Origin of the sequence: Williamsia limnetica, assembly GCF_003217475.1 — a bacterium.
In the GTDB taxonomy this organism is placed as follows: Bacteria; Actinomycetota; Actinomycetes; order Mycobacteriales; family Mycobacteriaceae; genus Williamsia; species Williamsia limnetica.
The window spans coordinates 275,994-293,050 of sequence record NZ_QJSP01000005.1; the positions used below are offsets into that span (position 1 = coordinate 275,994).

Here is a 17,057-nt window from a genome sequence, read left to right on the forward strand (position 1 = left end):
CCCTCGATTCGAGCTAGTGATTTTTTAGCATGCCGCAGCCGTTTGCGGACACAAAGGGTGCATATAGCAGGGTGGGTCGCCGAAGAGAACACTTTCGGGTGGGCTGACTTCAACTCCGCGTGAGTCGAAGTCGGCGGGCTACTGTGACGCGGTGCTCAAGACGATGCTGGTGCGGCGACTCGCGGTGGACCTCTGCCGCCTCGGTGCTCAGAACTGTTGTCGGTGAGCAACTTCAAGTTGTAGTCCGCTCAACGTGAAGCGGCTGCAACACTTCCGCTTTCCGCGCTCTTCGATGACGCCTGCCTCGACCCGCGCGACACCTCCCTCCTGAGATATCGATGGTGATCATCGATGCCTCGGCCAGCTCACCAGGGGTTCTTCACATGTCAGTCATACCGGCCATCGCCGCACCGACCGAGACGGTCGGCCCGAATACGACCAAGCGGCGCCGGGAATCCGGGCGCGCGTCGAAACTGTTGTCCCGGGTCGGTTTACCGCTGCTGTCGCTGGTGGTCTTCATCGCGTTGTGGCAGTTGGTGGTGAGCCTGAAGATATGGAACGAGACTCTGATCCCGCCGCCGAGTGCGGTGTGGGACTCATTCATCGAGACGAACACGACAACTGACGGCGTCCGTGGTTACGCAGGCAAGTACCTGTGGGAGCACCTCCTCATCAGCCTGCAGCGCATCGGTTACGGCATCGCCATCGGCATCATCGTCGGCATCGCGTTCGGGCTGCTCATGGGGACCTTCGGTAAGATCCGCGCGCTGTTCGAGCCCTGGATCACCTTCCTGCGGACGCTGCCGCCGCTCGCCTACTTCTCGCTGCTGATCATCTGGCTCGGAATCAACGAGGAACCCAAGATCACCCTGTTGGCGATCGCCGCGTTTCCGCCGGTCGCCGTTGCGACGACCTCCGCGGTGCTCGCCGCGCCGCAGAGCCTCATCGAGGCGGCAAAGGCACTCGGCGCCAGCAAGTTCGAGGTGATCAAAGACGTCGTGATCCCCTCTGCTCTGCCCGAGACCTTCACCGGCATCCGGCTCGCAGTCGGTGTCGCCTACTCCTCGCTGGTGGCTGCCGAACTCGTCAACGGCCTACCCGGCATCGGCGGCATGGTCAGAGACGCATCCAACTACAACAACACTCCGGTGGTGTTGGTCGGCATCATCGCGATCGGGACCTCCGGCTTGATCATCGATGGTCTGTTGCAGCTCATCGAGCGCAAGACCGTGCCCTGGCGCGGACGCGTCTAGAGCAGTCTGCACCCGCCTTCATCTGTATCCCACGAGAAGAAAGAACGAACAAACATGAGCCGATCACGCCGCTCTGCCCGACCGCGTCGAGGATGGGTGGTGCTCGTCGCCGCGCTGTCCGCACTGACGCTGACCCTGGGCATGGCCTCCTGCTCCGATGACACCAGCGGCGGGAAGACCATCACCGTCGGCTACCAGGCCTTTCCCAGTGGCGACCTCGTCGTCAAGAACCAGAAGTGGCTGGAGGAGGCTCTGCCCGACTACACGATCAAGTGGACCAAATTCGAGTCCGGCGCCACGATCAACCAGGCCTTCATCGGCAACTCGATCGACATCGGTGCCATCGGCTCGAGCCCCGTGGCCCGGGGCCTGTCCGGCAACTCGCCGATCGGCTACAAGGTCGCGTTCGTTCTCGACGTCGCCGGCGACAACGAGGCCCTGGTCGCCCGCAACGGCACCAACATCAACAGTGTCGCCGAGCTCAAGGGCAAGGCCATCGGGACCGCACTCGCGTCGACCGCGCACTACAGCCTGCTCGTCGCGCTGGAACAGGCCGGACTCTCGGCGAACGACGTCAAGATCGTCGACCTGCAGCCCCAGGCCATCATCGCGGCGTGGGAACGCGGCGACATCGACGCCGCCTACACCTGGCTGCCGACTCTCGACGAGCTTCGCAAGACGGGTAAGGACCTGGTCACCAGCCGGGCGATCGGCCAGTCCAACCCGACCCTGGACCTCGGTGTCGTGTCGGACAAGCTGATCTCTGACGACCCCGCGGCGGTGGACGCCTGGCGCAAGGTGCAGGCCCGCGCCCTCGATCTGATCAACACCGATCCGGCCGCTGCCGCAGGTTTCGTCGGCCAGGAGTTGGGCATCAGCGCCGAAGAGGCCCAAGGCCAGCTGAAGCAGGGTATCTACCTCACGCCGGCCGCAGTCGCCTCACCGCAGTGGCTCGGTACCCCCGGGGCGGTCGGCAACATCGCGAACAACCTGCTCGATGCCGCCGAATTCTTGGTGGCGCAGAAACAGATCGACTCCGCGCCCACCCTGGCGCAGTTGCAGGAGGCCATCTACGTCGAAGGTCTGCCCGGTGCCTTCGACCAGTGACCGCCCGATCGGAACAGAGGGGTCGGGTGCGATCCACCTCGACAACGTGTCGCATCGCTACGGCACAGGCGACGACACCGTCACCGCAGTGGGCCCGGTTTCCCTCGATGTCCCGGCCGGTGAGTTCCTCGTCCTGGTGGGAGCATCGGGGTGCGGCAAGAGCACGCTGCTGCGGCTGATCGCCGGTTTCGAACAACCCACCGACGGTCAGGTCGACGTCCTCGGCAAACCCCCGACACCGGGCGAGTCCGCCGGAGTCGTTTTCCAGCAGCCGCGGCTCTTCCCGTGGCGGACGGTCGGCGGCAACGTGGACGTCGCGCTGAAGTATGCCGGGATTGCCAAGGCCGACCGCGGGGCCCGGCGCGATCAGCTACTCGAGCGGGTCGGACTCGAAGGCACCGCCGACCGGCGGATCTGGGAGATCTCCGGCGGCCAGCAACAGCGCGTCGCCATCGCGCGGGCGCTGGCCGCCGAGAACCCGCTGTTCCTGCTCGACGAGCCGTTCGCGGCGCTCGACGCGCTCACCAGGGAACGGCTGCAGGAAGACGTCCGCGGAGTCAGCAGCGACACCGGCCGTACCTCGGTGTTCGTGACCCACAGCGCGGACGAGGCCGTGTTCCTCGGATCGCGGATCGTGGTGCTCTCCAAGCGCCCGGGGCAGATCGCTCTCGACCTCGAGGTGGATCTGCCTCGCGGGAGGATCGACTTCGACGAACTCAGGAACTCACGGGACTACAACTCACTGCGTTCGGAAGTGAGTCATGCGGTGAAGGCGGCGGCCGCTTGAGTTGGGCTCAGGCCTGTTGTTTGTCTCACCAGCTGGGTTTTTTCGCTCCGCTTCGCTACGCGGGGTGTGCGGCCCTTTGTCGTGTGCTCTTCCTACGTCGACTCACTCGCTGCGCTCCCTCGCTCCCTCGTCCAGAGCACGCGGGCCGCACACGGGCGGTGCCAGTTCTAGGTGGTTGCCTCCCGGGGGTCGACCCGTCGAGCGTGCCGATAACGCCGTCGAGTGTGCCGATAACTTCGGCTAGCCTCCTAGTTTTTTGTGCATCTCCCAGATCAGGATTTCTGCATCGGTGATGGCGGTGAGTTTCTCTCCGCCGCCACCGGTGATCCTGACTGCGTCGCCGGTCCGCAGATCCGCGCCGGTGCCTTCGAGCCGCGCTGTGCCGGAGGCGACGAAGACGTGGCCCCACGGCAGGTCGGGGAGAGTCGCGGAGCGCCCGGCAGGCAGCCGCGCGACATGGAACGCGGCGTCTTTGTTGGCGATGCGGATCGCCGAGTCGTACGCCGGCATCCCGGAGGCGACCGTGACGAGCCCACCGGTCGCCAGTTGGTCGGAGATGTCGAGTTGGTCGTAGCCCGGTTCGATGCCCGACTCATCCGGGAGCACCCACATCTGCACGAAATGGACGGGCTCGGTGCCCGTCGTCGCATCGGCGCGCCAGGTGTCGTTCCGCTCTGAATGCCGGATGCCGGTGCCGGCGCTCATACGCTGCGCCAGCCCCGGGAAGATCACCCCACTGTGGTCCATCGAATCCTGATGGACCAACGAACCCGACAGCACCCAGGTGATGATCTCCATGTCGCGGTGGGGGTGGCTGTCGAAGCCTTGCTGGGCCGCGACGATCTCGTCGTTGTGGACCATCAACGTCCCGTGGTGGGTGTTGGCGGGGTCGTAATTGTCGCCGAACGAGAAACTGTGTCGCGACTCGAGCCACTCGGTTCGGGTGTCCGGGCGGTCGTCGGCCCGGTGAAGTTGATAGCGATCGCTCACCCCGACCATCATCCTCCGGTGCCGGAAAAGGCCCCAAATGAGGGCAGATTAAGGGTAGTTACTCGATTGTGACGACCTCGTAAGCAAGTTGGGAACCACATTGGTGGCATTCACCCTGTTACAGGAGTGAAAATTGGGACTATGCGTCGTTCCCCCGGCCGCCTCGCGGCCACTGCTGTTATCGCGCTCGTCTGTGCGCTCGGTGTCACCTCGTGCGGCGCTTTCAGCAAACCTCTCGACACCGGCGCGGCGGCGCTGCTCGATTCGTTCGCCACCGCGATGGAAGACCAGGACGCACTCGCAGCCGCCGCACTCACCTCGGCGCCGGGGCAGGCCGAAGGATCGCTGGCGGCGTCGTTCGACGGCATGGGCGCGCAGAAGGTGAATGTCGACGTCGAACGAGCAGAGGAGTACACCGACGGCACCGCCACCTTCGAGCTCACGACGACGTGGTTGCTCGGCGGCGACCGGGAGCTGAAGACCGAGACCTCGGGATCGGCTCGCCGCCTGTCGCTCGGCTGGCGGATCCAGTGGCAGCCCGAAGTGCTCGCCCACAACATGCCCGCCGGTGGCAGCCTGCGGAACCTACGCACCGACGCGCGCCCGGCACCCGTGGTGCAGGACCGGCACGGCAAGAACATGCTCACCCTGCAGACGATCAACGAGATCGTCCTCGACCCCGCGGCCACCCCGAACCTGAACTCGTCGATCGGGTCGCTCGCGACCATCATCGAGCCACTCGCACAACTGGTCACCCCGACCGTCATCCGCGATCAACTCGCGGCTGCGCAGAACAAGCCGGTGACAGTGGTGTCCGTGCGGGATTCGGACATGGTCGCCCTCGCGGGCGACCCGAAATCGGTGCCGGGGGTGTCGGTCAAGCCGGTGCCACAACTCGTTCTTCTCGACCGGCGGATTGCCTCGCCCGTCCTGGACGGCGTCAACGACTACTGGCAGGCGATTCGCGACGCCACGTCCGGCTGGTCGGCGCAGATGGTCGCCCCGGGAGTTCGGCCCGTGCAACTCGCCGGTGAGCAAGGGCCTCCCGGACCCAACGTGGGCACCACCATCGATCCCCTCACGCAGCTCGACGCACTCGATGCCGTGGTCGAGGTTGCGCAACCCGCGAGCATTCTGGTGCTCGATGCCAAGTCCGGAACCATTCGCGCATCCATGCGCAACGACGCCGCGGCCGAGCAGGACATCACCATCGACAAGGACTACACGCCGGGCAGCACTCTGGAACCGGTTGCGTCCGTGATCAATCAGCTGGCCGGATCCGACGACGCCCGCGCCGCGCAGTTGCTGGCGCAACTCGGCCTCGACGTCGACTTCACGATTCCGGGCATCCGTCCGTCGGCCCCGCAGAGTGGTCCGACCGCCGAGCCGGTCACCTTCAGGCCTGAAGACCTCAAGGTGTCCGCACTGAACATGGGGGCACTGGGCGTCGCGATCGCGCGGACGAATTCGGTTGTCCCGTCCATCATCTCCGGCCAACCCGGGCGGGTCGAGGGCGGCGATCTCGGCGCGGTCGACAAAAAGGTGCTGGCAACGGTCAACGGTGCGATGAAGTCGACCGCGACCACCGGCGATGCCAGCGATCTCACGAACGCGCCGGGACTGCGGGCACTGGTCGGGACCAATGGTCCCCAGGGACCCGGATGGTTTGTCGGCATATCGGGTGATCGGGTCATCGTCGTCTACACCGAGGGCGAGCGATCCGGTTCCGGGGCACTGGCAGTGGCGCAACGATTCTTCACCCCACGCGTGTATCCGCAGTAGTTTCTCGCCGATGACCTTCACCACTGCCGCGATCCGCGACAGCGACGACCCCACAGCCCGGGTGATCCTCAGTGCGGCCGTGCAGATGATCGCCGCCCGCGGATACCACGGCACCTCCGTCCGCGACATCGCCGGTTTCGCGGGCCTGAGCGCCGGTTCGATCTACAACCATTTCGGGTCCAAACACGAACTGCTGGTGACCATTCTGGTTCGCGGCGGAGAAGCGCTGGTCGAGGCGACCGAGCGGGCGCTGCTCGACGCGCCTGCAGAGCCGGCTCAGCGACTCGACGCCATCGTCCGAACACACGTAGGTGTGCACGCCGAGAACCCACTCGAGAGCTACATCGGCAACTCCGAACTCCGCAGTCTCGACCCCGTTGCCCTGGAACGGGTGATCGCCAACCGGGATGCGCAACAGCGGATTTTCGATCGCGTCGTCGCCGACGGAGTCCGGAGAGGCGAGTTCCACACGGACAACCCGGTCGAGGCCTCCCGGTTCGTGGTCACCGCGTGCACGGCTGTCGCGATGTGGTTCCGGCCCGGTGGTGCGGCCACCGAGGAGCAGGTGATCGCGCGCTATCAGGCAGTGGCCCGCGATGCGGTGGGTCACCGGGCCCGATGAGCTCAGTGCTGGTGCACGGTCTGGTACTTCTCCGCGAGGTACTGTTCGAAGGTCTGTGAGCCGAAACCTGGTCCCGGGACCAGGTTCTCGCCGGCTGCGAAGGCTGTGAACAGCTTGCCCGGAAGGCGTAGTGGAATCCGCGGGCGGTGTCGCTGCGTGGCCTGTTTCCAGGCGTCGAGCAGATCGGCGGCGGTGCGTTGCTCGGGACCGCCGATGTCATCGACACGGCCTGCAGGTGCACCCGCCGCCAGGTCGACCAGTCTCGCCGCGACCTCGTCGGTGGCGATGGGCTGGAAGCGGATCGACGGACTCACGAAGACCGGGGTGAATCGCTGCGCCGTGAACATCGCCTCCACGAAAGGGTGGAACTGCGTGGCCCGCTGGAGGGTCAGCGGGACGCCGGATCTCAGCGCGATGTTCTCGATCTCGACGCGTTGCTTGTAGAACCCCATCGGGATGGAGTCGATGCCGACGATCGACAGCAGCACCACATGCGGGACGCCTGCCGCAGAAGCCGCACGGAAGAGGTTCTCCGCGACGCGTATGTCTTTCGGACCGTTGGTGGTTGCCAGATGGATGATCATGTCGACGTCATCGAGAATTGTGGGATCGAGCCCGACCAGCAAGTCTCCGGTGACCAGGCCCGGACCGCCGCGCCTGCTCAGTGCGCGGACGTCGTGCCCGGCGGCGCGCAGTTGAGTGGTGGTCGGGACACCGATCCTCCCGGTGGCTCCGGTGACCAGAAATGTCGTCATTGTGCTCTGCCTCTCGCTGTGTCGGCCGGCGTGTGTTTGCCCTGGCAAAACCTCAGACCGGCGAGGCATCTCGAATGTGACAAGCTCATCGACAGGGCGGACACATGGTCGGATCGGGCGGCCGTGACCTGGCGAAAGGGTATGCGATGACGCTGGCAACCGCGCTCGACGAGTTCGAGCGACTACGTCCACGTCTGTTCGGTATCGCCTACCGCATGACCGGCGCCGCAGGTGAAGCGGAGGACGTGGTGCAAGATGCCTGGGTCCGCTGGCAGAAGACCAACCGCGAGACGGTTCGCAATGCCGAGGCGTTCCTCGTCACCGTTGTCACCCGGTTGTCGATCAATGCGGTGACATCGGCGCGAGCGACACGAGAGACCTACATCGGGCCCTGGTTACCGGAGCCGGTGTCGACGGTCGGGGATCCCGCACTCGGGGCCGATCGTGCCGAGGCCCTCGAGATGGCGGTGGTCTTGCTCCTCGAACGGCTCGATCCTCGGGAGCGAGCGGCGTACGTCCTACGCGAAGCCTTCGACTACCCCTACCGCGCCATCGGCGAGCTGCTCGAGACCAGCGAGGCCAATGCCCGGCAGCTGGCCCGCAGGGCGCGGGAGCACGTCGGACGCGAACGCCACTCCTCGGTGGACCCCGAGCAGCGGGCTCGCATCATGACCGCGTTTGTCGCGGCTGCTCAGGCAGGTGATCTCGCAGCGCTCGAGACGGTGCTCACCGCGGATGTGGTGTCCATCAGCGACGGTGGTGGTGTGGTGAGTGCGGCACGCGTCCCGTTGCAAGGTCGCGACAAGGTCGCCCGGTTCTTCCTCGGTGCCCTTACGAAGTTCGCGGTCGGGTCGTACCCCTTGCTCGTCGAGTGCAACGGTGGGCCTGCGGTGTTGACGGTGCGCGACGGGGAGCCCGACACGCTCCTCGCGTTCGAGGTGACAGAGGGAGGGATCAGCACGCTGATGTTCGTACGGAACCCTGGCAAGCTCACGCGGCTGCGCTCGCTGATCCCGCCTGCCGAACCGGCGTCAGGCGGTCAAGACCGAGCGGCGCACGAGTAGCACGCGAACCGCCCGCCAGCCGAGCAGGAACGCGCCGAGCACGATGGTCGCGACGATGACGAAGCTGAATGCGACGCCTTGGTGGAAGAGATGCCGCAAGGTCATGCCGATGGCGACCGCACCGACCCACACCAGCACGCCATCAGGCAGGAGTCGTTCGGGCCGGAAGTTGTAGTCGAATCCGTGGTCGTCCCGCATGTGCGCGAAAAGATACGCCAGGGCCCAGCCGGTCGCTGCGCCGATCGCGAAGGGCCAGGTGGTGCTGAACACGCCCTCGATCGACATGCCCTCGGCGTGATTCAATCGGCCGATGAACGCGAAGACGAGCACCGCGAGTAGATCACTGAGGGCGGTGAGCGTTCGGCGCATACGAGCCACCGTAGCGGGCGCGGCGCCGGCTCAGCGAACCGAATCGGGCGAATCCGGCCGTTCGTCGGACGGTTGGATGACCGGTGGGTCGGGGTCGGAACGGACACCTCTCGAGCGGTTTTCCGCGACGTCGCCGAGCTCTTCGGAGACTTCTTTCTCGATCGTGTCCGCGCTGTCTGCTTCGGCTCGGTACGTACCCCGGAACATGACGAGGATCACTATCCAGCCGACCAACGCCACCAAGAGGTAACTGATCATGCGGTACACGAGGACCGCGGTGACCGATTCCGCCGCGCCCATACCGGCAGACGTCAAGGCAGGCACGAGCACGCCGTCGACGACCCCGAGCCCACCGGGCAGCAGCGGGATCGCGGTGCCGACTGCCTTCGATGCCGCGTAGGCCACCATCAGCCCGGCGATGCTGGGCTGCCCACCGACGGCATAACAGGCGAACGCCAGGCAGGCGACGTCGGCGACCCAGTTGAACAGCGACCACCCGAACGCCTGCGACGCTTCTTTGGGTTTGAGCTGCACGGCCTGTAGTTGCCGCAAGATCTCACCCCACCGCACGACGCCGTGGTCTTGGGCTTTGTCACGAACGTGATTGACCCACTTGAGGAGGGTGACGCCGACGCTCTCGATCGATTCGGGATGCCTGGCGATGTACTGGGCGACGAGAGCGAAGGCGATGAAGCCGCTGATCGAGAAGATGACCGAGAAGGGGCTCGTCTTGGCACCGGCCAGGAGTGCGCCGCCGAGTCCGAGAACCGCGAGACCGACCCCCATCAACAACCCGGACATGACGACCTGCCACGACGCGATGACCGGCGTCGCTCCCCACTTGCGGGTTTCGCGGTAGGTGAACGCGGGCGCCAGAACCTGCCCGCCGGGCATCGTCTGACTCAGGGAGTTCGCCGCCAGCACCACCGACAGGGACTGCCACTGTTTGACCTTGACTCCGGCCGACCGCAACAGTGTCCGCTGTACCTGGGCAAAGCTGTCCATCGAGAGCATGGCCGCCAGGATGCAGAGGACCACCCATTCCCACTCGATCTCGTCGAGGTGGAACCAGGTTTCCTGCAGCTTCGGCCAGACCAGGTATGCCTCGACCGAGAGGATCACCACGACCAACGCGAGTGCCACCCAGCGCACCCACCAGAAGCGGCGGCGGGTCGGTTGCGTCGCCGTCATGCTAGGCACCCTATCGGGCGGCAGTGTCCGAGTTACAGCCGAGACTCGGCGAAACCGACCGCGGATGGTCGCCAGGTTGAGCGCGTGCGGCAGGTCTTGGGTCTAATGTTGCCCAGGTGAGCCAGGGGAAACTCGAGGACGTCAGCACCATCGACCGAACCGCAGATCGATTGAAGGTGCATCCGGTCGTCCGGGCCGCCGCAGAGTGGTCGTGGCGGCTGGTGGTCATCGCGATCGCGCTGTTCGTCGCGACCCAGGTGATCGCGAGGTACGAAGAAGTATTCGTCCCTATCGGTCTGGCGGTGCTGGGTACCGCATTTCTGGTGCCGGTGGTCGACTGGCTCAACCGTCGAGGAGTGCCGCGCGCGCTGGCCGTCGTCGCATCCCTGGTGGTCGCGATCGGCGCCATCGCCGGGATCATGACCTTTGTCGTACAGCAGTTCATCGACGGTGTCCCGGATCTGACGCAGCAGGTGACCAAGACCATCGACGACAGCCGCGGTTGGCTGGTCGAAGGACCACTGAACATTCGCCAGGAGCAGATCGACCATCTCGGCGACGATTCCATCAAGTTCCTGCAGGACAACCAGGACAAGGTGACGTCCGGTGCATTGGCGACCTTCACCACTGTGAGTGAGATCGTCACCGGTGGGTTCCTGATGCTGTTCTTGATGATCTTCTTTCTCTATGGTGGCGGCCAGATCTGGCGTTTCCTGACCCTCGCGATCCCCGTCGGTTCGCGCGAGAAGGTCTGGGAAGCGGGGCAGAACGGCTTCGGATCCCTGGTCGGATACGTACGCGCCACGGTTGTGGTGGCAGCGGTCGACGCGATCGGCATCGGGGCCGGACTGGCGATTCTACAAGTGCCCCTGGCACTTCCGCTGGCCTCGCTCGTGTTCATCGGTGCCTTCATCCCCATTGTCGGAGCCCTCATCACCGGTAGCCTCGCGGTGCTGGTCGCCCTGGTGACCCAGGGTTGGATCGCAGCGGTCATCGCACTCGCGGTGGTGGTCGGCGTGATGCAGCTGGAAAGTCATGTGTTGCAGCCCTTCCTGCTGGGCCGCTCGGTACGTCTGCACCCGGTGGCGGTGGTACTCGCGATCGCGGCCGGGCTGGTCACCGCCGGCATCGTCGGCGGGCTGCTGGCCGTTCCGATCATCGCATTCCTCAACACCGCGATCCGGACGCTGGTGGACAAGTCGAAGTTGGTCGACGACGACAGGGAGCTGGCCGAGGTGGTCGCGGCCACCGGCAAGGAACACGAACGAATGTACGAGGCCGAACCGGATCGGCCGAAATGGGATGAACTGGACACGCACGGCGCCCGTGGGCCACAGCGCGAGACGTCCGACGACGCGGGCCCGGATGACAAGCGGGGCACTTCAGAGGATTCCAGCTGACGGATGAGTTCCCGCGCAGCTCTCTCCTCGCTTCTGGACGACGACCCGGTGGGCCCGCTCTGGCGGGCCGCGCAGGTGTTCCGGTTGCTGAGTTTCGTCTATGCGCTCGGCTTTCAGCTGGCCGTGCACAACGACTACGAGCGGGTCGCCTGGAGCTGGTTCCTCTTCGCGATCCTCACCGTGTGGACCGGGATCAGCACCGTCGGCTACCTCAAGGGAACCGGACGTCGCTGGTCGTGGGTGATCGCGGAGTTCGTGATCGTGTGCTCGTTGGTCGTGTCGACCAGGTTCGTCGCCTCCGCTGACTGGGCGGCGTCCAATCAATCGTTTCCGACGACATTGTGGGCGACGAACGTCGTTGTGTCGGCTGCAATTCTGGGTGGACCCCTGGTCGGAGCTGTCTTCGGGCTCGCGGTGCGGGCTGCGAGCGCGGTGGCCAAGGGTGGTTACGACCTCAATGTAGGGCGGGATGCCACGGTCGTGGTGATGCTGGCGGTGGGGGTGGGGGTCGGACTGGCCTCGGTGACGGCCCGTCGCAATCACGATCGGGTCGCCACTGCGATGCGGGTTGCCGCTGCTGCGGAAGAGCGTGACCGGTTGAGTAGACAGGTGCACGACGGGGTGCTGCAGGTGCTGGCCCTGATCTCGCGGCGCGGTGCGGAGATCGGAGGGCAGACAGCGCAGTTGGCGCAGCTGGCGGGTGAGCAGGAACGGTCGCTGCGGCGGCTGATCGCCGACATCGAACCGCCGGCGTTGTCCGATTCCCACGCCGACATCGATCTGCGACTGCTGCTGCGTCCCCACGCGGGGGATCGTGTGGCCATCAGCGAACCTGGTCAGCCCGTCACTCTTGATCACCGTAAGGCGTTGGAACTCGAGGCCGCAGTGGTCAATGCCCTCGACAATGTCAGATTCCATGCCGGATCGGACGCGAAAGCCTATGTCTTGGTGGAGGATCTCGGAGACGAGGTGATCGTCAGCGTGCGCGACGACGGCGTCGGCATCGACGATGGTCGTCTACTCGAGGCCGTCGCCGAGGGGCGGATGGGGGTGTCCAGGTCCATCGTCGAGCGGATGGAGGCACTCGGTGGTTCCGCGCGACTGGACACCGCCCCTGGTGAGGGAACCGAATGGGAACTCACGGTTCCAAGAGAACAGCGGTCGAAGGGGGATACGAAAGGTGCAGCAGATGCCTGAGGATTTGCGCGTGATGGTGGTCGACGATCATCCGATGTGGAGAGATGGGGTCGCCCGGGATCTCACCGACGCCGGATTCGATGTGGTGGCCACCGCGGACAGTGTCGAGGCGGCCGCGCGGCGAGGCGGTGCGGTGCAGCCGGATGTGGTGTTGATGGACATGCACCTGCCCGATGGAGACGGGGCCGAGGCGACCGTGCGCATCCTCGGGGTGTCGCCCGGCAGCCGGGTGCTGGTGCTGTCGGCATCGGACGAACGCGAGGACGTGCTGGAGGCCGTGAAGGCCGGGGCCAGCGGATATCTGGTGAAGAGTGCCTCGAAAGAAGAGCTGCTGGCGGCGGTCCGGGCGACGGCGGCCGGTCAGGCGGTCTTCACTCCGGGGCTCGCCGGATTGGTGTTGGGTGAGTACCGCCGTATCGCGCGGGATCCCGATCGCCCGGTGGACGCGCCGGCACTCACCGATCGGGAGACCGAGGTGTTGCGCTATGTCGCAAAGGGATTGAGTGCCAAACAAATCGCCTCGAAGTTGTCGCTCAGTCACCGGACCGTCGAGAACCACGTGCAGGCCACGCTGCGAAAGTTGCAATTGGGCAACCGGGTGGAGCTCACCAGGTACGCGATCGAGCACGGGCTCGACGAGGAGCCCGGTGACTGATGGGTACGTCCGCGCTGCGGCGGTGAAGGGTGTTCAGGCACTCAAGCAATCAGGCAATCAGGCACTCAGGCAATCAGGCACTCAGGCTCGACAAGACGATCACTCGGCTGTTTCGAGCGTTGCGGTGAAGGCGCCACGTTGCTGGGCGATCAGCTCGACACCGCTGTCGATGTGACCGATGCGGGCGATACCGGCGTAATACGGGGCGTCGCCGTAGTAGAGGACGAAGTCTCCTGCCGGCGCGTAGTAACCGACGTCCCCTATGTCCGGGTCCTCGCCGGCCGGCATTGATTCCATGCTCAGCTCGTTCGGAAGTGGTCCGGTCTTCTCGACGTTGTTGTGGTCAGCGAGGGTGAGGGTCAGGGGCAGCATCCCGAGTATGTCTGCTCCGGCCGGTGTGTCCCAGATGGTCGCGGTGGCGGTCTGGTCTCCGATACGGATGGTGATCGAGGTGCCATTGGCACTCTTCGTACGGACGGATCGGTCCGGTGATGAGCGTGAGGGCCCTGCTTGTGACGACTCTGGTTGCAACGATTCCGGTTGTGCTTGTTCGACCTCGTGGTCCTCGCTCCCCGATGAGCAGGCGACCGTGCCTGCTACGAGGAATGCGGCGATGACAGTGGTGCAGACGCCGTCGCGGTGACGTCGTGCACCGATGGTGGTGCTGCGACCTGGAAATCTCATGGTGGCTCCTGCCTGGACGTTGTGTGCGCGGCGCTTCACCGTCGACGGACGGATGGTCGGTAACGATCGAGGGAGTCACAGGCCGACGGTTTGTCCGCCGTCGATGACGAGGGCGTGGCCGGTGGTGAACGCGCCGAGGTCGGAGCTGAGCCATTGCACGGCAGAGGCTATCTCTTCCGGGCGGCCCATCCGCCCGACGGGTTCCTGGGCGATGACGCGGTCGCGACCTTCGGGGGTTCCGCCTGAGAACCGTCCCATCATGGGCGTTTCGATGATGCCGGGGCAGATGGCGTTGATGCGGATACCGGTGGCCGCGTAGTCGAGAGCGGCGGATTTGGTCATCCCGATCACGCCGTGTTTGACAGCGGTGTAAGCGCTTTGACCGCGGATGCCGATGACTCCGGCACCGGAGGACGTGTTGACGATCGAACCGCCGCCGGACTCGAGTAGCAGTGGTATCTGATGCTTCATGCACAGGTAGACGCTCTTGAGGTTGACAGCGACGAGGCGGTCCCAGTCGTCCTCGTCGATGTCTGCCAGAGGTGAGACGGGTTGCTCGATACCGGCGTTGTTGAAGGCGATGTCGAGTTGTCCGAAGGCGTCGATGGTGGCGTCGAGGGCGGCGGCGATGTCGTCGCTGCTGGTGACGTTGCAGCGCGCCGCGATGGACCGCCCGCCCTGTTCTTCGATGAGGCCCGCAGTGGCCGAGGCGCTGTCGATGTCGATGTCGGTGGCGACGACGTTGGCGCCCGAGGCGGCGAAAGCCACCGCTGTTGCGCGACCTATTCCACTGCCGGCGCCGGTGATGAAGACGGTTTTTCCGGTGAAGTCGTTGTTCGGCATGGTATCTCCGATCTCGTTGAGCGGTTCGTCAGACGGTGAGCAAGGCTTTGGTGGCGCGGCGCTGGTCCATCGCTGCGTAGGCGTCGGCGGCCTGTTCGAGTGGGAGGGTGAGGTCGAAGACCTTTCCGGGGTCGATGGTGCGGTTCCAGATCAGGTCGATGAGCTCCGGCAGGAAGCGTCGGACCGGTGCCGGCCCGCCGTGCAGGTGGATGCCGGAGAAGAACAGTTCGAGGCCGGGTAGATCCACATCGTGGGAGACACCGACATACCCGACGTGTCCTCCGGGGCGGGTGGAGCGGATGGCTTGCATCATGGACTCCTGGGTGCCGACGGCTTCGATGACCGAATGCGCTCCCAGTCCGCCGGTGAGTTCTTTGATCTTGGTGACGCCGTCGTCTCCACGTTCTTCGACGATGTCGGTGGCGCCGAACTCGAGAGCAAGCTTTTGACGGTCGGCGTGACGGCTCATGGCGATGATGCGTCGGGCGCCGAGTTGTTTGGCGGCGAGCACACCGAGGAGGCCGACGGCTCCATCTCCGACGACGGCGACAGTCTTCCCTGGTCCCGACTCGGCGGCGACGGCAGCGAACCATCCGGTACCCAGGACGTCGGAGGCTGCCAGGAGTGACGGGATGAGGTCGGCGTCCGGCGCTCCGGGGGTGGCGACGAGGGTGCCGTCGGCCAGCGGGATGCGTGCGTATTCGGCTTGGGTCCCGATCTCGCCCATGACCTGGGCGTGCACGCACCGCGATTGGTAGCCGGCCTGGCAGATCTCGCAGGTGTTGTCGGAGGCGAAAAAGGATCCGACGACGAAATCGCCGACCGCCACGCTCGTCACGGCAGCACCGATCGCGGTCACGGTGCCGACGTATTCGTGCCCCATCGGAATCCGGTCGGCAGGGTCGTCGCCGCGATAGGGCCACAGGTCCGACCCGCACACGCAGGTCGCCGCGATCTTGATGATGGCGTCGGTGGGTTCGATGATCACCGGGTCAGGGCGGTCCTCGACCTGCACGACGCCGGGTTTGCTCAGGATGACTCCACGCATGTTCTCTCCTCTTGTTGGCGCATGTTCTTCGCTCTTGTTGGCTTGCACCCAGAAAACCAACGATGTCGGTGGTGGGGGAGTCCCTGATGTGAGGTGTACTGACAGGGCATCCCTGGATGGGGGATACGGACCTACGCTGGCTGTCATGGACAACCGCTCCGAGGTACGTGAGTTCTTGATGTCGCGGCGGGCGAAGGTGACTCCCGAGGCGGCCGGTCTGCCGGCCGGGCCGAACCGGCGGGTGGCCGGCCTGCGGCGCAGCGAGGTCGCGACCCTGGCCGGGGTCAGTGTGGAGTACTACGCCCGACTCGAGCGGGGCACGATCGCCGGTGCGTCGGCGGCAGTGCTCGATGCGATCGCGCGGGCGCTGCAGCTCGATGAAACGGAACGGTCGCACCTGCTCGATCTGGCCCGCGCCGCCGACGGCATACCCACCTCCGGTCGTCCGCGGCGACGCAGCGGCAAACCCGCACCCCTGCGGATCGGTCTGCAGTGGGCGTTGGGCTCGATCACCGATGCCGTCGCGTTCGTCCGCAATCAGCATCAAGATCTGCTGGCCACCAATGAGCTGGGCGCGGCGTTCTATTCACCGGTCATCGGTGATGGTGGGCGTGTACCCAACCTCGCCCGATTCCAGTTCCTCGACCCGGCCTCGAAAGACTTCTACCCCGACTGGGATCTGTTCGCCGAAATGTGTGTCTCGATCATGCGGGCCGAGGCCGGCCGGGACCCCTACGACAAGGGTCTGCAGGATCTGGTCGGTGAACTATCCACGCGCAGCGACGTATTCCGGACCTTGTGGGGTGCGCACAACGTGCGCACCCACGGGTCGGGTACCAAACGTTTCAACCACCCCGTTGTCGGCGAGGTGAGCCTGGCGTACGAGGAACTCGTGATCACAGCCGATCCCGGGTCGATCATGATGGTCTACACCGCAGAACCGGGCTCGCCGAGCGCTGAGCGACTGAGGCTGCTCGGCTCGTGGGCTGCCGAACGAAGCGACGTCCAGTCCTGAAACACCAAAACCCACGTCGAAGGAGAGCTTGACTCGGTCAAACCGTCTTCGTGACCGAGGGAGTGGGGCTGTGCCAGCGCCGCGGCGGACCGATCGAGGTCATCCGCCCCGGCGATCCAGTCCTGTTCGAAGTCGGCGAAGAACACTGGCACGGAGCCGCACCCGACCGTCTCATGGTCCACCTGGCCATCAACGAAGCCGACGACCACGACGCGGCCGAATGGCTTTCGCCGGTCACCGACTCCGAATACCTCGTGGTAAGTCCCCATACGGACTGAGTAGTGCTACTCATCCG

18 protein-coding genes are annotated in these 17,057 nt (G+C 65.3%); 11 read left to right on the forward strand and 7 right to left on the reverse strand.

Annotation, left to right across the window (positions count from 1 at the left end):
* Positions 1–383 precede the first annotated feature (383 nt).
* The 3 genes from DFR67_RS10565 to DFR67_RS10575 are packed head-to-tail and all read left to right on the forward strand — an operon-like array spanning position 384 to position 3,147.
* Positions 384–1,253 (forward strand): ABC transporter permease, encoded by an 870-nt coding sequence (locus DFR67_RS10565; RefSeq protein WP_110469571.1) that lies wholly within the window; start codon positions 384–386, stop codon positions 1,251–1,253.
* Between the two features lie 54 nt (positions 1,254–1,307).
* On the forward strand, positions 1,308–2,360 hold the full coding sequence (locus DFR67_RS10570; RefSeq protein ID WP_110469468.1) for a taurine ABC transporter substrate-binding protein: 1,053 nt from the start codon (positions 1,308–1,310) through the stop codon (positions 2,358–2,360).
* Positions 2,344–3,147: an ABC transporter ATP-binding protein gene (locus DFR67_RS10575; RefSeq protein ID WP_245937864.1), complete on the forward strand. Its 804-nt coding sequence runs from the start codon at positions 2,344–2,346 to the stop codon at positions 3,145–3,147. The genes DFR67_RS10570 and DFR67_RS10575 overlap by 17 nt, the downstream gene beginning before the upstream one ends.
* A gap of 240 nt (positions 3,148–3,387) precedes the next feature.
* On the opposite strand, the gene DFR67_RS10580 is transcribed toward DFR67_RS10575, so the two are convergent.
* On the reverse strand, positions 3,388–4,137 hold the full coding sequence (locus DFR67_RS10580; protein ID WP_245937865.1) for a pirin family protein: 750 nt from the start codon (positions 4,135–4,137) through the stop codon (positions 3,388–3,390).
* A 141-nt stretch (positions 4,138–4,278) separates the two neighbouring features.
* Between DFR67_RS10580 and DFR67_RS10585 the strand changes: the two genes are divergently transcribed.
* Positions 4,279–5,919, forward strand: coding sequence for an NTF2-like N-terminal transpeptidase domain-containing protein (locus DFR67_RS10585; protein WP_110469470.1), 1,641 nt, complete (start codon positions 4,279–4,281; stop codon positions 5,917–5,919).
* A gap of 10 nt (positions 5,920–5,929) precedes the next feature.
* On the forward strand, positions 5,930–6,541 hold the full coding sequence (locus DFR67_RS10590) for a TetR/AcrR family transcriptional regulator (protein ID WP_110469471.1): 612 nt from the start codon (positions 5,930–5,932) through the stop codon (positions 6,539–6,541).
* 2 nt (positions 6,542–6,543) lie between these two features.
* On the opposite strand, the gene DFR67_RS10595 is transcribed toward DFR67_RS10590, so the two are convergent.
* Complete coding sequence (locus tag DFR67_RS10595) at positions 6,544–7,296, reverse strand: SDR family oxidoreductase (RefSeq protein ID WP_110469472.1); 753 nt, start codon at positions 7,294–7,296, stop codon at positions 6,544–6,546.
* A 146-nt stretch (positions 7,297–7,442) separates the two neighbouring features.
* On the opposite strand from DFR67_RS10595, the gene DFR67_RS10600 reads away from it, so the two are divergent.
* Positions 7,443–8,360 (forward strand): RNA polymerase sigma-70 factor, encoded by a 918-nt coding sequence (locus DFR67_RS10600; RefSeq protein WP_110469573.1) that lies wholly within the window; start codon positions 7,443–7,445, stop codon positions 8,358–8,360.
* Here the strand turns inward: DFR67_RS10600 and DFR67_RS10605 are convergent.
* Both DFR67_RS10605 and DFR67_RS10610 read right to left on the reverse strand, forming a co-directional pair.
* The gene (locus DFR67_RS10605; protein ID WP_110469473.1) at positions 8,328–8,729 is read right to left on the reverse strand and encodes a DUF3054 domain-containing protein; all 402 of its coding nucleotides are present in this window, start codon (positions 8,727–8,729) and stop codon (positions 8,328–8,330) included. The two genes, DFR67_RS10600 and DFR67_RS10605, sit on opposite strands and share 33 nt — an antisense overlap.
* Before the next feature lie 30 nt (positions 8,730–8,759).
* Entirely contained in the window at positions 8,760–9,920 is a 1,161-nt protein-coding gene (locus DFR67_RS10610; RefSeq protein ID WP_110469474.1) for a lysylphosphatidylglycerol synthase transmembrane domain-containing protein, read from the reverse strand.
* Between the two features lie 116 nt (positions 9,921–10,036).
* Between DFR67_RS10610 and DFR67_RS10615 the strand changes: the two genes are divergently transcribed.
* From DFR67_RS10615 to DFR67_RS10625, 3 genes are read left to right on the forward strand one after another with little or no spacing between them, the layout of a single operon-like run.
* Positions 10,037–11,320, forward strand: coding sequence for an AI-2E family transporter (locus DFR67_RS10615; protein WP_245937866.1), 1,284 nt, complete (start codon positions 10,037–10,039; stop codon positions 11,318–11,320).
* Between the two features lie 3 nt (positions 11,321–11,323).
* Positions 11,324–12,517, forward strand: coding sequence for a MacS family sensor histidine kinase (macS, locus tag DFR67_RS10620; RefSeq protein WP_110469475.1), 1,194 nt, complete (start codon positions 11,324–11,326; stop codon positions 12,515–12,517).
* On the forward strand, positions 12,510–13,172 hold the full coding sequence (locus tag DFR67_RS10625; RefSeq protein WP_110469575.1) for a response regulator: 663 nt from the start codon (positions 12,510–12,512) through the stop codon (positions 13,170–13,172). The genes macS and DFR67_RS10625 overlap by 8 nt, the downstream gene beginning before the upstream one ends.
* 99 nt (positions 13,173–13,271) lie before the next feature.
* Here the strand turns inward: DFR67_RS10625 and DFR67_RS10630 are convergent, their stop codons facing one another.
* The 3 genes from DFR67_RS10630 to DFR67_RS10640 all read right to left on the reverse strand — a co-directional run bounded on the left by DFR67_RS10630 (position 13,272) and on the right by DFR67_RS10640 (position 15,747).
* Complete coding sequence (locus tag DFR67_RS10630; protein WP_146240417.1) at positions 13,272–13,856, reverse strand: cyclophilin-like fold protein; 585 nt, start codon at positions 13,854–13,856, stop codon at positions 13,272–13,274.
* Between the two features lie 75 nt (positions 13,857–13,931).
* Entirely contained in the window at positions 13,932–14,699 is a 768-nt protein-coding gene (locus DFR67_RS10635; RefSeq protein WP_110469477.1) for a glucose 1-dehydrogenase, read from the reverse strand.
* A 28-nt stretch (positions 14,700–14,727) separates the two neighbouring features.
* The gene (locus DFR67_RS10640) at positions 14,728–15,747 is read right to left on the reverse strand and encodes a zinc-dependent alcohol dehydrogenase family protein (RefSeq protein WP_110469478.1); all 1,020 of its coding nucleotides are present in this window, start codon (positions 15,745–15,747) and stop codon (positions 14,728–14,730) included.
* 145 nt (positions 15,748–15,892) lie between these two features.
* On the opposite strand from DFR67_RS10640, the gene DFR67_RS10645 reads away from it, so the two are divergent.
* Both DFR67_RS10645 and DFR67_RS10650 read left to right on the forward strand, forming a co-directional pair.
* Entirely contained in the window at positions 15,893–16,762 is an 870-nt protein-coding gene (locus DFR67_RS10645) for a helix-turn-helix transcriptional regulator (protein ID WP_110469479.1), read from the forward strand.
* Between the two features lie 50 nt (positions 16,763–16,812).
* Entirely contained in the window at positions 16,813–17,040 is a 228-nt protein-coding gene (locus DFR67_RS10650) for a cupin domain-containing protein (protein ID WP_245937867.1), read from the forward strand.
* Positions 17,041–17,057 lie beyond the last annotated feature (17 nt).